Raw genomic sequence first — 15,051 nt, forward strand, 5'->3', positions numbered from 1 at the left:
ATGACAACAACACGACAACTGCCTCGGGTAGTACGCCGGTCCGTGCGCGGCCTGCTGGCGGGCCTGCTGACGGTGGTGTTCCTGGCGCCCTTCTACCTGATGCTGCGCAACGCGCTGATGGACACGCAGGGCCTGACGTCACCGGACTGGACCTGGTGGCCGTCGACGATGCACTGGGAGAACTTCAGCGCGCTCTTCAGCGACCCCACCCTGAACCTGGGCCAGGCCCTCGGCAACTCGTTGCTGATCGCCGCGATCACCGCCCCGGTGTCGACGCTCCTCGCCTCGGCCGCCGGATACGCCCTCGCGCGCATCCCGGTACCCGGACGCGGCGTCTTGCTCGCCCTGGTCGTGGCCACGCTGATGATCCCCGGCTCGGCGACGTTCGTTCCCACCTTCGTCGTCGTGGGCTCCATGGGCGGAGTCAACACGTTGTGGGGAATCATCGCACCCGGGCTGTTCAACCCCTTCGCCGTTCTCCTCTTCCGTAACTTCTACCTCCAGTTCCCCAGCGAGATCGAGGAGGCCGGACGCCTGGACGGGCTCGGCTGGCTCGGCCTCTACCGCCGGATCGCGTTGCCGTCGTCCGGAGCGATGCTCGCCTCGCTCGGCGCGCTCGCCTTCATCGACAGCTGGAACGCATTCCTGTGGCCGCTGGTCATCGGCCAGGACCCGTCCGCGTGGACGGCCCAGATCGCCCTGTCGACGTTCCTCACCTCACAGAACATCAACCTGCCCGGCCTGTTCGCCGGAGCCGTCGTGACCATCGCCCCACTGGTGGCCATGTTCCTGGTCGCCCAGCGCTACATCGTCGAAGGCATCGCCACCAGCGGCCTCAAGGGCTGAGCCGCACCTGACTCCGGACCACCGGTCCGGGCCGCACCACCTGAAGATCCAACCCCCACAACCCACCCCACCCTTGGAGGGGACAATCATGAGATCCGACAGGTCGGCTCCCGCCGTCAGGAGATTCTTCTCCCGAATCCTGCCCGCCACGGCTGCCGCGGTCACCCTCGTCCTCGCGGGAACCACCGGCTCCGTCGCAGCGCCCCCCAGCGCCACCGACACCGCCGCTCCCATGACCGGACCGCAGTTGGCAGCCTCCTGGACGGCGCCGCTGAGTACCCGCGGGCGGTACATCGTCGATGCCAACGGCAACCGCTTCAAGCTGAAGGCCGGCAACTGGGCCGGTGCCCAGGGCACCTGGGAAGGCAGCGGCGACGTCAACGACCCCGCGAACCACCAAGCGGACCAGATGTCGCACAACCTTCCGTTGGGCCTGGACCGTGCGCCGATGACACAGATCATGGCCGACTTCCACGAGCTCGGTCTGAACAGCATCCGGCTGCCGTTCGCCAACGCGATGATGCGCGACACCACGGTGGTACCGGACTCCGCGGTCGCGGCCAACCCGCAGCTGAAGGGCAAGACCCCGCTGCAGGTGTTCGACGCGGTGGTGGCGGCCCTGACCGCCGAGGGGTTCGCGGTCATCCTCAACAACCACACCACCTCCTACCGCTTCTGCTGCGGCCTGGACGGAAACGAACGCTGGAACAGCGGCCAGTCCGCCCAGCAGTGGCAGGACGACTGGCTCTTCCTGGTCAACCGCTACAAGGCGAACAAGCGTGTCGTCGGCGCCGACCTGCGCAACGAGATCCGCCGCGACACCTGGGACGACCCGAACTGGGGCTGGGGTGACGACCACGACACCTACGCGGCCTTCGAGCTGGCGGGCACCCGCATCCTGCAGGCCGACCCCGACATGCTGGTCATCATGGAGGGCATCAACTGGTACGGCATCCCGCTGGACGGACTGGACTACGGCAGGCCGATGCTGACGCCGGTCCGTGAACTCTCCAACACCCTGATCACCTCGGGCAAGCTGGTCTACGCCGCGCACTTCTACGGCTACACCGGCCCGAACTACACGGGTGCCGACAGCGGACCGGGGCACACCAACGACTGGCCGTACGAGGACTTCCCGCTCGAAAAGCTGAAGCAACTGGTACACGACGAGGCCCTGTTCGTCACCCAGTCCGGCCAGCACTTCACCGCCCCCGTCTGGATCAGCGAGTTCGGTGCCGGCGGCCGGGGGTCGCAGGACACGAAGGAGAAGACCTGGTTCGGCAACTTCACCGACATCCTGGTCGAGAACGACACCGACTTCGCCATCTGGCCGCTGGTCGGATGGACCGGTGCCAATGGTGCGCCGCAGGACACCTGGGCCCTGATCTCCTACGACGCCGCCGGCAAACGGCAGAGCCTCAGCGACTCAGGTGACTGGCGGACCGCCGACTGGAACAAACTGGTCAACGCCCCGGGAAAGACCGGCCCGGTCGCACAGGTCAACCACTGGAACATGCTCGACCTCGACTTCCGCGACCACAACGTCTCCTCCCGCATGCTCGCCCAGGGCGACTGGAGCCCCGGCTACCGCAAGGGCAACTGCCCCGACAGCCAGCGTCTGACCGGCCTCGGGCGCAGCGACAAGCGCGGCCTGTGCACCGACGCGAACCAGCCCGCCAAGGGATCCGGCGACTGGGTGGCCGTCCATGACGAGCGCTACGTCACCCACGGCGACTGGGCCTCGGGCTACAACAAACTCCAGTGCCCCGACAACACCTTCGCCGTCGGCTACAGCGTCAACGGCAACTCCATGGCCGGCCTGCTCTGCGCGCCGTCCGCCGCACCGCTGCCGCTGAACGGCCGCAACGTCTGGTTCGACCAGGGCAACAACCGCCCGGCGACCGGCGGCTCGGTCGAAAGCGACTGGGCTCCCGGCTACTACAAGGGTCAGTGCGCCGACAACGAGTACGTCGCCGGCGTCGCCTTCACCTGGAAGTGGAACCACGGCGGAGTCCCCGACGCACTGCTCTGCCGTCCGCTGAGCTGACCCATCCCCATCAGTTCCATCATCGAGGAGACCACGGCCATGCCACGAGTCGAGGTCGCCGCGGACGGCTTCCGTCTCGATGACCGACCGCTGCGGATCATCTCCGGCGGGCTGCACAGCTTCCGGATCCATCCGGAACAGTGGGCCGACCGGCTTCGCAAAGCGCGTCCGATGGGACTGAACACGAGGAGACCTACGACCCATGGAACCTCCACGCGCCCCATCCCGGTGGGTTCCGGCCGGACGCAGGTCTCCTCGTGCGGTTTCGGTACGGGCGGCAGTTCGCCGCCGCAGCCCGGGGGCGGGGGAGCCCTCAGCGTCGAAGCCCGGACCGGCGACCCGGACTCGACCGCCTGAGCCGTACCGCAGCGCTCTCGCGGTACGGCGGGCGCACCCGGGGCTCGGCGCGGGGGACGCCGTCGGAATGGACCGACACGCCCTGCGGGCGTACGCGTCCTCCGCCGCCAGGGCTTCGTCCGCACGATGAACACCACCGATGAGGCGGTACGCATCCCCGCCCCGGGCGTCTGCTGCCCCGCCGGCTCCCCGGTCTGCCCCACCAACGGCTCCCACGGCGCGAGCTTCGAGCTGGACGCGAACGCCACGTGTGGTGGACGGTCTGACGCCCCTGTGCCCACACCGCTCCTGCCGGCGAGCCGACCGCAACAGACCACCGCCCTCCACCGACGACAGAGGATTCCATGCACAGCAAGCGACGCCTCACCGAGCAGCGGCTCGACCGGGTGCTGAACCAGCGCATCCGGCCTGCGGTCCACGCCCTTACCGCCCCGGTCGAGATCGCGATCTGGAGCGTGCAGGGCGAGCCGGTCCCCGTGGCCGACGGCCTGGCAGCACCGTACGAACCCGTGACGCTCGGGCACCGGTGGGGGCCGCCCTGGTCCACGAGCTGGTTCAGGATCAGCGGCAGAGTTCCGCAGGAGTGGGCCGGCCTGTCGGTCGAGGCGGTCATCGACCTCGGCTTCAACGTCACCGGCGCAGGCTTCTCCGCCGAGGGCCTGGTCCACCGGGCGGACGGCAGCGTGGTAAAGGCCCTCAACCCCCGCAACGCCTACATCCCGGTCGCCGACCCGGCGGTCGGCGGCGAGGAGTTCACCTACTACGTCGAGGCCGCCGCCAACCCCAACCTGAACGATGACCACATCCCGTCCCGGACCGGGGACCAGCCCTCCTGGATGACAGGAACCGGCTCCGAGGGCGCGCCCCTGTACCAGCTGCTCCGACTGGAGCTGGCGGTCTTCGACGCACAGGTATGGGAACTCGCCCAGGACCTGGACGTCCTCGGGGAGCTCATGCGCGAACTGCCCGAGGCCGACCCGCGCCGCTGGCAGCTCCTGCACACCATCGAGCGGGCCCTGGACGCGGTCGACCTGCAGGACATCGCGTCCAGCGCCACCGCCGCCCGCGAGGTGCTGCGCCCGGCGTTCGCCGCTCCCGCGGCCGCCAGCGCCCACCGCATGTCCGCCATCGGACACGCCCACATCGACACCGCCTGGCTGTGGCCGCTGCGCGAGACCGTCCGCAAGGTCGCCAGGACACTCTCCAATGTCACCCACCTCATGGACGAACACCCGGGCTTCCTGTTCGCCATGTCCCAGGCCCAGCAGCTGGCCTGGCTCAAGGAACACCACCCCGAGGTCTACGGCCGGGTCCAGGAGAAGGCGGAGAAGGGGCAGTTCCTGCCTGTCGGCAGCCTGTGGGTGGAACCCGACACCAACATCACCGGCGGTGAGGCCCTCGTCCGGCAGCTGATCCATGGGAAGCGCTTCTACCTCGACGAGTTCGGCGTCGAGACCGAGGAGATGTGGCTGCCCGACACCTTCGGGTACAACGCGGCCATGCCGCAGCTGATGAAACTGGCGGGAATCCGGTGGTTCCTCACCCAGAAGATCTCCTGGAACACCACCAACAAGTTCCCGCACCACACCTTCTGGTGGGAGGGCATCGACGGCACCAGGATCTTCAGCCACTTCCCGCCGGTCGACACCTACAACGCCGAGATCACCGGCGCCGAACTCGCCCATGCCGTCGGCAACTTCCAGGACAAGGAGGCGGCCAACAGCTCGCTGCTCCCGTTCGGCTACGGAGACGGCGGCGGCGGCCCCACCCGGGAGATGCTGGCCCGGGCCGAGCGTCTCGTCGACCTGGAGGGCTCGGCCAGGGTCGTCATCGAGCGCCCCGCGGACTTCTTCGAGCGGGCACACGCCGATTACCCCGACGCGCCGGTGTGGCAGGGGGAGCTGTACCTGGAGTTCCACCGCGGCACACTGACCAGCCAGCTGAGGACCAAGCAGGGCAACCGGCGCAGCGAGCACCTGCTGCGAGAGGCCGAGCTGTGGTCGGCGACCGCCGCCTTGCGCACCGGATTCGCGTACCCGTACCAGGCCCTGGACCGGCTGTGGAAGACCGTCCTGCTGCACCAGTTCCACGACATCCTGCCCGGCTCCTCCATCGCCTGGGTTCACCGGGAGGCGGAGCAGACCTATGCCGCCGTCACCGCCGAGCTGCGCGCGATCACGGACGCCGCCCAGCGCGCCCTGGCCGGCGAGGGCGATCTGCCCGTGGTCTTCAACGCCGCTCCGTTCGCCCGCGCCGGTGTCCCCGCCCTCGGCGCCACGCTCCGCACCCGGCCGCCGGGCCGACCCGTCGCCCCGGTCCCCTGCGGGGACGGTTTCGTGCTGGACAACGGCCTGGTCCGCGTCCGGATCGATGCCCAGGGCCTGGTGACCTCGGCGTACGACATCGCGGCCGATCGCGAAGCACTCGCCCCCGGCGCCGCCGCCAACCTGCTCCAGCTGCACCAGGACTTCCCCAACGAGTACGACGCCTGGGACATCGACGCTTTCTACCGCAACACCGTTCACAACCTCCTCGCCGCCGACTCGGTCGGGACACGGGAAGGCGGTGTCCGGATCGTGCGGACCTTCGGTGACTCCCGCATCGAACAGCTGGTCTCCCTGTCCGAAGGCTCCCGGCGTCTGGACATCGACACCGAGATCGACTGGCACGAGAAGGAGAAGCTCCTCAAGGCATCCTTCCCGCTCGACGTGCGGGCCGACCACTCCAGCGCGGAGATCCCCTTCGGACACGTCCGACGCCCCACCCACACCAACACCAGCTGGGACGCCGCCAAGTTCGAGATCTGCGCCCACCGCTTCCTGCACCTCGGCGAACGGGGGTGGGGCGCGGCCGTGGTCAACGACTCGACCTACGGGCACGAGGTCACCCGGGACGTCCGCGCAGACGGCGGCACCACCACCACCGTCCGGCTCTCCCTGCTCCGCGCTCCCCGCTTCCCCGACCCGGATGCCGACCAGGGCCACCACCACCTGCGATACGGGTTCGTCATCGGCGCCGACATCGCCGACGCCGTCCGCGAGGGCTACGCGTTCAATCAGCCCGAGCGCAGCCTCCCCGGCTCGTCCGAGGTCGAGCCGCTCGTCACCGCGGACAACGAGACTGTTGTCATCGAAGTGGTCAAACTCGCCGACGATCGCTCCGGCGACGTCGTCGTACGCCTCTACGAGGCATACGGGGGACGCACCCGAACCGTCCTGACCGCCGGATTCCCTCTGGCCTCCGCAGTCGAGACCGATCTGCTGGAGCGCGAACCGGACCCCCGCAGGAACACGGACGCCGTACGAGCGGACGGCCGAAAGGTGCACCTGGCACTGCGCCCGTTCCAGATCCTCACTCTCCGGCTGAGGCCCCGGAAGAGTGACTGACCGAGGCTCTCCGGGAACGGAACCCCGGAGCCGCCGACCTTATGAGTGATCAAGCAAGCCACGACCGAAGAAGGTAGGACCGCCGTGTCTGTACCCCCCGCCGCTGTCCTGTTCGACATGGACGGCACGCTGGTCGACACCGAGCGTCTCTGGCTCCGGACCACGGCCGATCTCGCCGCCCGCCTCGGCCACACCCTCACCGAGGAGGACCTGCCCGAGGTGCTCGGCCGCGCCGTCGACCACACCGCCGCCCACCTGTGCCACATCACCCGGACCAGCTTCACCGCGAGCGCCTTGGCCGAGATCCTCAGCGACACGTTCAGCGGCAAGGTCGCCGCCGAGGTCGTCCCCCGCCCCGGCGCACTGACGCTGCTCGCCGAGCTGAGCGATGCCGCCGTGCCTACCGCGCTGGTCTCGGCCTCCCCCCGCCGCGTAGTGGACCTGGTCCTCGGCAGCCTCGGCGATCACCGGTTCACCGTCACTCTCGCCGCCGAGGACACCGAGCGCACCAAGCCCGACCCCGCCCCCTACCTGGCCGCCGCCGATCGACTCGGATTGGACCCTGCGGCCTGCGTGGCCGTCGAGGACACTCCGACCGGTGTCGCCTCCGCGCGCGCGGCCGGCTGCTCGGTGCTGGCCGTCCCCTCCACAGTGCCGATCGCCAAGGCCGACCGGATCACCCTGCTGGACAGCCTTGAGCAGGCCGACCTGGCATTGCTGTCCACGCTGACCGTGCCGACGACGCCGACGGAGGAATAGTCAAGACCTGTGGATCAAGTCAGTCGCTGTGGTTGGCCCTGTCATGGTCGGCGACTGGCGTCAGCGCGGACACGTCGGGTACCACCCAGGCCGAGGCCCTGCCGCCTGACGTCCTCGCCGCCTTCCTGGACGGCCGGGACGCGGCGGGCGGGGGAGCATCGCCGTAGCGCTGGAGGCTCATGCTGTCGCCGGTGCCGGGCACAGTGACGCGAGGGGGAGCAGTGGATTTGCATCGCTCTTGTCGACTTCAGCCCGCCCAGTGGGCAGGAGTTGGGCAGACTGGTCCTCACGCTCCGGTTCGAGCCGGGAGGAACCGTCGTGACTTCGCATCCCTTCCCCCTCCAGATCACCACATGGCACGAGAGCTCCTACAGCCTCAGTGAGGACAGCTTCTGCGTGGAGGTTGCCCGGTTCAGCGGGGATCGGACCGAGGTGCGCGACTCGAAGGTTCCCGACGGGCCCGTGCTGCTGGCGTCCCCGCAGTACGTTCGTCGACCACATCAAAGGACAGCCCGGCGCCAACAGCGTGTCTCTTGTCTGAGTTGATCAACTGATCGGCGACCCCTGGAGGCTCGGTCTCGGACCGAGTTCGTTGCCGGGGACGCTGCCGGTGAAGGCGTTCTCGGCCCGGCCGGCAGCTGCCTCGCTGTCGGTGAAGTTGCCCAGGATGGCCTGGAAACGGGCTTCGAGGCAGGCCAGCATGGAGGAGGTGGCCGGTGACAGGCGGCGGCGCGCACCGGGAGTGCGCCGACTCGGCTGGTACGGGATGCAGAAAATCGCATGTGCCTGCTTCTTTCACGGCCAACAACGACGCCATACTGATCACACATCAAATGTTGCGCCGAGGGAGGCCTGCCATGTGGGTGCTGGTTGAGTGCGACGACCCGGCCGAAGGACTTGCGGAGCTTTCCGACTGGCTCGGTCAGGAGCCCGAACTCAGGGGCCTGGTCAGCGAGAACACCACGCCGAGGCCAGGCGAACTCGGGGCGGTGACCGACGCTCTGGTAGTCGCTGTCGGCAGCGGTGGGATGTTGAGCGTGCTGGTCGCGTCGCTCAAAGCGTTTCTGGCTCTGCCACGCCGCTCCGATGTGCGGATCAAGGTCACCGGCAGGCCGGACGGACGCACGGTGGAAATCGACGCCAAGCGTGTGAGCGATGTCGAGGCGATGCTGCGAGAGGCCCTCGGGCAGGACGAATGACCGAGCGAGTGATCGATCCCGCCCGTTCGAGGATCGTGTTGGTCGGGCCCGCCTACTACGAAGACCCGCAGCTGGAGAACGTACCGGCCATCGCCAACAACATCAGCGATCTGGCTCAGGTACTCACCGACGAAAGGCTCGGCGGCTTCAACCCCTTCCACTGCATCGCGGTTCCCTCGGCAGCCGGTGTGGCACAGGTCGGCGACGTGCTGGTACGTGCGGCTGAAGAGGCGGAGGACCTGCTGCTGTTCTACTACAGCGGACACGGGCTGCTCGGCCCGCGGCGCCGGGAACTGTATCTGAGCCTGGCCGCGACCCGGCACAACCAGTTGGCATTCACCGCGGTGCCGTTTGAGGCGGTACGCGATGCGTGTCTGCAAAGCAGGGCCACCAGCCGGGTGGTGATCCTCGACAGCTGCTACAGCGGGCGGGCGATCGGGGACACTCTTGCCAGCGATGACGAGCTCGACGAGGCGGTGCTCGGCGAGATCGAAGTCTCCGGTGCCTACACGCTGACCTCATCCCCGGCGAATCGAGCGGCGCTGGTCCTGCCCGGAGAGCGGCACACCGCGTTCACCGAGCGGCTGCTGGCCATGTTGAGCGCCGGCAGTCCGGCGGCCGGGACGATGATCAGTCTCGGAGACATCTACCGTCACCTGCACACCCAGCTGCGAGCCGAGGGCCTGCCGTTGCCGCAGCGCTGCGGCGTGAACAACGCCGATCTGCTCGGGTTGGTCCGCAACGTCCAGTCTGGCCATGGGCCGGGCGACGCACCGACGGCTGACACCACGGAACCTGAACGCGTTGCCGGCACAGACGTGGCCCAGCGCCTGACACACGCCGAACGGATCGCCAACACGATCGGTGATGGACTGTGGAGAACTCGGGCCCTGGCACAGGTGGCCTTGGCAGCGAACGCATTCGACCCCGGGCGCGTGGGACACCTGATCGACCAGGTGGAGCAGGCAGCGGGCACCATCGCCAACGAGGACTACAGGTGGCAAGCGCTCAGAGCCGTGGCGAAGGCGTTGGCCGCCAGCCATCCCGACCGGGCCGAGCACATCGCCAACACCATCACCGACAAGTACACCAGGAATGGCGTGCTGGCCGCGGTGGCGAGGGCGGTGGCCGCCGGCCATCCGGATCGGGCCGAACGCATCGCCAACACCATCACCGACAAGTACACCAGCGAAGGTGTGCTGGCCGCGGTGGCGAGGGCGGTGGCCGCCGACGATCCTGACCGGGCCGAGCGCATCGTCAACACCATCACCGACAAGTACCGCAAGCTGGATGCCCTCAGCGCCGTGGCGAGGGCGTTGGCCGCCGGCCATCCCGACCGGGCCGAGCACATCGCCGACACCATCACCGACAAGTCCCTCAGCGAAGGTGTGCTGGCCGCGGTGGCGAGGGCGGTGGCCGCCGACGATCCTGACCGGGCCGAGCGCATCGTCAATACCATCACCGACAAGTACCGCAAGCTGGATGCCCTCAGCGCCGTGGCGAGGGCGTTGGCCGCCGGCCATCCCGACCGGGCCGAGCACATCGCCAACGAGATGGCCCGCCCGTACAACAGGTGGTTCGCGTTCCTCTCCGTGGAGACCACCACCCTGGCCAAAGCGCTCAGCGCGGTGGCTGTGACGGTGGCCGCCGATGACCTCGACCGGGCCGAACGCATCGCCCGCTCAACATCCAACAAGTCCCTCAGCGAAGGTGTGCTGGCCGCGGTGGCGATGGCGGTGGCCGCCGATGATCCTGACCGGGCCGAGCACATCGCCAACACCATTACCGACGAGTCCCTCAGCGAAGGTGTGCTGGCCGCGGTGGCGATGGCGGTGGCCGCCGGCCATCCTGACCGGGCCGAGCACATCGCCAACACCATCACCGACAAGTACACACAAGTGACAGTCCTGATCGCCGTGGCCTCAGCGGTGGCCGACGGAGATCCCGAACACGCCGCCAGCCTGATCGGCCAGGCGGAACAGACCGCCAGCATGTTCAGACTTCAGGCCAGGACGGCGGCACTGACCGCCGTCGCCACTGCGGCGGCCGCCTTCGACCCCGACCGGGCCGAACACATCGCTCACGCGGCCAAAAAGTCCACGAAGGAGAGCGTGCTGCTCGCCGTAGCCGCGGCGGTGGCTGCCGACGATCCTGACCGGGCCGAACGCATCGCCAACACCATCACCGACGAGTATTTTCATGGGAAGGCACTGGCCCGTATCGCCAGGGCAGTGGCCGTTGCCGATCCCGACCGCGCCCGGCGTATCGCCCACCGGGTTCCCAGCCAGGCCAAGGCTGAGATCCTGCACTCGGTCGTACTTGTGCTTGCACCCCGACAACGGTGATGCCACTTACCCTTCAGACTCTCGTGAGGCATGAGGACAATCGAGTCCTTCGAGGATGAGGACCAGCGAGGTCTTCACACTCTGGGCATCCACCACGGCTGTCGACGGTTCAGCATGATCAGAACTTCAGGGATATCGATCGCCACGGCCGGATCGTAAAGAGCGTCACCGGCAATCGACCGGAGCCGCGCAGCTCAGGCCGCTGCGACGACATCCGCCCGGACTGCGGCTCCCACCCCACCAGCAGCCGCTGGTACTCCGCCTCACCCTCTGGGCGAGGCACTCCGCTACGACGTCGGCAAGACCGTCAAAGGCCCCGAGACCCTCAAGGCCATCGGCGGACCTGGCAGATCCTGGTAGACAGAGAACGAGCTCAGCGAGTGGCCGTGTAGCTCAGATCGTGCGCTGTCAGGGACGAGGGGGTAAGCCGGAGCCACATCGTGCCGCGCTGATCAGGATTGTCATGCAGGTAGCGGACGAAGCGTGCATCCCAGCGGGACTCATCCGTGCCCGGATACCGGACCAACTTGCGGCGCCCACGCGGGATGTCGAAAGGAACAAGCTCGGCACGGCCGCGGGCGATGACCTGACGGACAAGCCCTGTAGCGATGTCACATACGTCAACCACAAGAGCGATCTGCGGATCCGTGCATACCCGGTGAAACAGCTTGGTCCACGGCCCGGTCAGAACCCAGAAGGCGCTCTCCTCCCAAAGAAACCACACAGGCCGCACGCTCGGTCCGTCGGTGGCGATGCGCGCGGTGAGCGGCTGACTGAGGAAGGCGTCAATGTCAAAGGCAGGAGGCGTCACGTCGCCATGTTCGTCCTTCCGATCACCGCTGAACACCCCGACCTTCGGCCTGGGCCGAGCCATCGATGGACCTCGCCTGGTAGATGAAGAACAAGGTTGCTGTGCTTGAACGTTCCGCTCCTGGACGGACGGGATGGGTGTCGGCCGAGATGGGAGGTGCCGTTCGGTCTGCTGTCACCGTGATGGGAAGCCGAACGGGTTTCGGGTCCGAGGCCGATGTGCTGAGTCGGGGTGCGTGACGCTCGGACCGGCCCCGAGGCAGACGGGTTCGGGCCGGTGGCCAGATCGTCCTGGGCCGGGGGCACGGCCTCGATCTCGTGGCGCTTGACGAGCAGCACCACGATGAGGGTGATCTGGAGGAGGATGAGCAGGGCCATGCCCACGGATGCCTGGGGCATGTCTCCCACGAGGTTGGAGATCAGGCTGGTGTCCCGGAGGCCGTGGACGAGCATCGGGAGCAGGATGATGCCGCCGACACGCAGACAGCGGCAGAAGAAGTAGCCCGAGGTGGAGACGACGAGGGCTTGGACGATGGCCTGCGCTCCCTCGCCGAAGGCGTTGCTGACGTGTACGAGGCCGAAGACCAGTGAGGAGTAGAGGGCGACCTTGCCCTCGGTGAGCCCCGGACCGGCGGAAGACGTGGACGCCGATGCCGCGGAACATCAGCTCCTCTCCGACGCCGACGAACAGCCCGAGCACGAGCAGGCAGGCCACCGGGGAGAGGCTCTGGCCGGCGAGGTGACCGTAGTTCACGCCGAATCGTCAGCGGTCCAGCCGAGCGGCCTCACCCCGGGGAACGAGCCCCGTCAGGGCGTTTCGGGCTTGCGGGCCAGGAGGCAGGCATGCGGTCTGTTCACGCGTCCGCCGGGCTCCTGTTCCAGTCTCGCGGTGACGACGAGTCCGGCCTGGTCCAGCAGGTCGACCATGCGGTCCAGGGGCAGGAGGTACGACTCGTAGGACACCGGACGGCCATAGCCGTGGGTCGGCTGCAGCCGCTCATCGCCGACATAGTCTCCCCAGAGCAGGTAGCCGCCGGGCGCGAGCGTGCGGTGGAACTCGGCGAACACCGCCGGCAGCCACTGCGGGGGCGTGTGGTGGGTGGAGTACCAGGCCAGGATGCCGCCGAGCTCGTCGTCCCTCATCTCCAGCGCGGTCATCGAGCCCGTGGTGAACCGCAGATTCGGATAGGCGTGCCGGGCCAGCCCGACCATCTCCGGCGACAGATCGACGCCGAAGACGGACACCCCCAGCCCGGCCAGGTGCGCCGTCACGCGTCCGGGGCCGCACCCCAGGTCCGCGACCGGCCCCAGACCGGCCGTCCGCGCCAGTTCGGCAAATCCCGCCAGCATCGCGCGTGACAGCGGGTCCATCTCGGCTGGAGGCGGGACGCGTTCGACGTAATAGGCGGCGACCGTGTCGTACGACTCGCGGACGGCGGTCAGAAAGGAGGGCTCAGCCATGCGGGCGACCCTAGACCAGGCAACTGACAGACCATGGCACGACCTTCAGCTGACCTGCGCGACATCCACCGCTGCCGACACCCGGCCGTCACACCACGCCGGTGATCGTCTGCGGTCACGGCACTAGCCGTAATGGGCTCGCCGCAGCACCCGCACGGCCGCCCCGAACCCCGGCCGCCGTTACGGATCCGCGTGAGGGATGTCCGGCACGCCCGCGAGCACGTCACCCCCTTCAGCAGCTTCTCCGCCCGCCTCACCGCCACAGGACCGCAGTCGGCGATGCACGGCTCCGGTGGAAGAGGAGCCCCCCGCCCGGCCAGATCCACCCACCAGGCCGTCCCCGCCCGCCGTGCAGTACCCGGGTGGGACAACTCGGTGACCGGGTCCGGCACCCCCCTGCTGAAACGGCTCTCGCAGATCAAGAACCGACCGGAATGCCAGATCCCGCCTTCGGGGGTGACACCTACTGGGAGGCAACGATTCTTCACTGATCGCCCACGCCGCCTCGGGACGGCCGCTACGCCGACCCGGCCGCCCACCCGGGAGCGACTGGTAGTCCCGTTGACCGTGCTGATGGGACTGCCGCTGGTCGGCTTCGCTGCCGAGCCCGGAGTGGGCGTCTCGTCCTGTCTGCTACTGCTTTGCGGCTTCGGATTCGCCTACGGTCTCGGCCTGCAACGGCCGTTCCTGGACGCCCTGCCGCAGGATGGCCAGGGCCAGGCCTTCGGTCTCCTCGGCTCCGGCAGCATGACGCTTCAGGGCGTCGGGCCGGTCTGCTTCGGCTCGGTGGCCGCAGGCATCGGAACAGGCGGCGCGATCGCCCTGGCAGGCGGCGCGGCGGCGCTTACCGCCGGCTGGATTCTCACCTGGCACCCGCCCGATTCCCCGGTCCCCGTCCCGGACTGCTCAACGGGATCAGAGAACGGCACCGATCAGCATGCGTGCAGTTCTCCTGCGCGGTAACCGTCGCAGGTCGGGTCGGCCGCGAGCCGTCACGCACCCCACCCCCATGTCTCTCTGACAGACAGTCATTCCCGGTAGCACATTGTGCAAGAAGTCCTGAGCCCCGGCTCTGCCAGTCGTTGCGGACCACGTACGGGATCTTGAGACCACGAGCAGCTCATGGAAGGTTCATGCCGCATGATCGATGAATTCGCGAAGGACAATCTGCACGGGAGACTGCGGCGGGACCGCAAGGCGCTGCTCTGGAAACTCGACGGCTTGTCCGAATACGACGCCCGCCGACCTTTGACGGCGACCGGGACCAACCTCCTCGGCCTGGTCAAACACGTGGCCACCGTCGAGGCCAGGTACTTCGGCGAGGTCTTCGACCGCCCTTCCCCGGAACCGCTGCCCCGCTGGCAGGACTCCGACGGCAGCGATCTGTGGGCGAGCGAGGACGAGACCCGAGATCAGATCATCGGGTTCTACCGGCGCACGTGGGAACACTCGGACGCGACGATCAACGAGCTTCCCCTCGACGTCCCCGGCCACGTGCCGTGGTGGCCGGAGCCTTATCCCAACACGAACCTGTTCGCCATCATGGTCCATGTCCTCAGCGAGTCCATCCGGCATACCGGGCACGCCGACATCCTGCGCGAGGGCCTCGACGGCCGGACCGGGGTGCGCGCCGAACACGAGAAGCAGATCGACGAGAAAGCCCGTGCAGCCCACTGGGCGAAGATCGAGCAGGCCGCCAGGACGGCCGCACCAACCAAGGCTTGGACCGTGTCCTATGTAGTGAGTCGGAGGAGTCGCTTGTAGCAGCAGAGGGCGGCGGCGAGGCCGAGGAAGGCCAGGTAGTGCGGCGCATCGTTGCTCGGACAGCATGTCCGCGTCGC

13 protein-coding genes and 1 pseudogene are annotated in these 15,051 nt (G+C 68.2%); 10 read left to right on the plus strand and 4 right to left on the minus strand.

Translation table 11 applies throughout. The features are described from left to right. The 6 genes from ACFVH0_RS16595 (at position 1) to ACFVH0_RS16620 (ending at position 7,941) form a co-directional block, all read left to right on the plus strand. Complete coding sequence (locus ACFVH0_RS16595; protein WP_385820740.1) at positions 1-846, plus strand: carbohydrate ABC transporter permease; 846 nt, start codon at positions 1-3, stop codon at positions 844-846. An 88-nt stretch (positions 847-934) separates the two neighbouring features. Then, positions 935-2,893, plus strand: coding sequence for a glycoside hydrolase family 5 protein (locus tag ACFVH0_RS16600; protein ID WP_385820742.1), 1,959 nt, complete (start codon positions 935-937; stop codon positions 2,891-2,893). Positions 2,894-2,932: 39 nt separating this feature from the next. Then, positions 2,933-3,250, plus strand: coding sequence for a beta-galactosidase (locus ACFVH0_RS16605; protein ID WP_385820744.1), 318 nt, complete (start codon positions 2,933-2,935; stop codon positions 3,248-3,250). Between the two features lie 344 nt (positions 3,251-3,594). Further along, a complete protein-coding gene (locus ACFVH0_RS16610; protein ID WP_385820746.1) occupies positions 3,595-6,636 on the plus strand; it encodes an alpha-mannosidase in 3,042 nt (1,013 codons plus the stop codon). 84 nt (positions 6,637-6,720) lie between these two features. Further along, positions 6,721-7,395 (plus strand): HAD family hydrolase, encoded by a 675-nt coding sequence (locus ACFVH0_RS16615; RefSeq protein WP_385820748.1) that lies wholly within the window; start codon positions 6,721-6,723, stop codon positions 7,393-7,395. 318 nt (positions 7,396-7,713) lie between these two features. Further along, positions 7,714-7,941, plus strand: coding sequence for a DUF397 domain-containing protein (locus tag ACFVH0_RS16620; protein WP_385820750.1), 228 nt, complete (start codon positions 7,714-7,716; stop codon positions 7,939-7,941). Here the strand turns inward: ACFVH0_RS16620 and ACFVH0_RS16625 are convergent, their stop codons facing one another. Then, positions 7,942-8,097 (minus strand): hypothetical protein, encoded by a 156-nt coding sequence (locus ACFVH0_RS16625; RefSeq protein WP_385820752.1) that lies wholly within the window; start codon positions 8,095-8,097, stop codon positions 7,942-7,944. A gap of 155 nt (positions 8,098-8,252) precedes the next feature. Between ACFVH0_RS16625 and ACFVH0_RS16630 the strand changes: the two genes are divergently transcribed. Together ACFVH0_RS16630 and ACFVH0_RS16635 are read left to right on the plus strand one after the other, a co-directional pair. Continuing rightward, a complete protein-coding gene (locus tag ACFVH0_RS16630) occupies positions 8,253-8,594 on the plus strand; it encodes a hypothetical protein (RefSeq protein WP_385820754.1) in 342 nt (113 codons plus the stop codon). Further along, positions 8,591-10,939 (plus strand): caspase domain-containing protein, encoded by a 2,349-nt coding sequence (locus ACFVH0_RS16635; protein WP_385820756.1) that lies wholly within the window; start codon positions 8,591-8,593, stop codon positions 10,937-10,939. The genes ACFVH0_RS16630 and ACFVH0_RS16635 overlap by 4 nt, the downstream gene beginning before the upstream one ends. Before the next feature lie 373 nt (positions 10,940-11,312). Here the strand turns inward: ACFVH0_RS16635 and ACFVH0_RS16640 are convergent, their stop codons facing one another. The 3 genes from ACFVH0_RS16640 to ACFVH0_RS16650 form a co-directional block, all read right to left on the minus strand. Next, positions 11,313-11,729, minus strand: coding sequence for a pyridoxamine 5'-phosphate oxidase family protein (locus ACFVH0_RS16640; RefSeq protein WP_385820852.1), 417 nt, complete (start codon positions 11,727-11,729; stop codon positions 11,313-11,315). Positions 11,730-11,746: 17 nt separating this feature from the next. Further along, positions 11,747-12,337: a hypothetical protein gene (locus ACFVH0_RS16645; protein WP_385820855.1), complete on the minus strand. Its 591-nt coding sequence runs from the start codon at positions 12,335-12,337 to the stop codon at positions 11,747-11,749. Positions 12,338-12,556: 219 nt separating this feature from the next. Then, positions 12,557-13,210 (minus strand): class I SAM-dependent methyltransferase, encoded by a 654-nt coding sequence (locus ACFVH0_RS16650; RefSeq protein WP_385820758.1) that lies wholly within the window; start codon positions 13,208-13,210, stop codon positions 12,557-12,559. A gap of 528 nt (positions 13,211-13,738) precedes the next feature. Between ACFVH0_RS16650 and ACFVH0_RS16655 the strand changes: the two are divergent. Further along, positions 13,739-14,173, plus strand: a pseudogene (locus ACFVH0_RS16655) (MFS transporter); the annotation flags it as partial. Between the two features lie 177 nt (positions 14,174-14,350). Continuing rightward, positions 14,351-14,974, plus strand: coding sequence for a DinB family protein (locus ACFVH0_RS16660; RefSeq protein ID WP_385820760.1), 624 nt, complete (start codon positions 14,351-14,353; stop codon positions 14,972-14,974). Positions 14,975-15,051: the final 77 nt, after the last annotated feature.

It is taken from the genome of Streptomyces sp. NPDC127117, assembly GCF_042677325.1.
In the GTDB taxonomy this organism is placed as follows: Bacteria; Actinomycetota; Actinomycetes; order Streptomycetales; family Streptomycetaceae; genus Streptomyces.

Excerpts from the sequence above, each read along its gene's own strand:
- ACFVH0_RS16595 (WP_385820740.1), top strand. The coding sequence starts at position 1 with ATGACAACAACACGACAACTGCCTCGGGTAGTACGCCGGTCCGTGCGC.
- ACFVH0_RS16600 (WP_385820742.1), top strand. The coding sequence starts at position 935 with ATGAGATCCGACAGGTCGGCTCCCGCCGTCAGGAGATTCTTCTCCCGA.
- ACFVH0_RS16605 (WP_385820744.1), top strand. The coding sequence starts at position 2,933 with ATGCCACGAGTCGAGGTCGCCGCGGACGGCTTCCGTCTCGATGACCGA.
- ACFVH0_RS16610 (WP_385820746.1), top strand. The coding sequence starts at position 3,595 with ATGCACAGCAAGCGACGCCTCACCGAGCAGCGGCTCGACCGGGTGCTG.
- ACFVH0_RS16625 (WP_385820752.1), bottom strand. The coding sequence starts at position 8,097 with ATGCTGGCCTGCCTCGAAGCCCGTTTCCAGGCCATCCTGGGCAACTTC.
- ACFVH0_RS16630 (WP_385820754.1), top strand. The coding sequence starts at position 8,253 with ATGTGGGTGCTGGTTGAGTGCGACGACCCGGCCGAAGGACTTGCGGAG.
- ACFVH0_RS16635 (WP_385820756.1), top strand. The coding sequence starts at position 8,591 with ATGACCGAGCGAGTGATCGATCCCGCCCGTTCGAGGATCGTGTTGGTC.
- ACFVH0_RS16650 (WP_385820758.1), bottom strand. The coding sequence starts at position 13,210 with ATGGCTGAGCCCTCCTTTCTGACCGCCGTCCGCGAGTCGTACGACACG.
- ACFVH0_RS16660 (WP_385820760.1), top strand. The coding sequence starts at position 14,351 with ATGATCGATGAATTCGCGAAGGACAATCTGCACGGGAGACTGCGGCGG.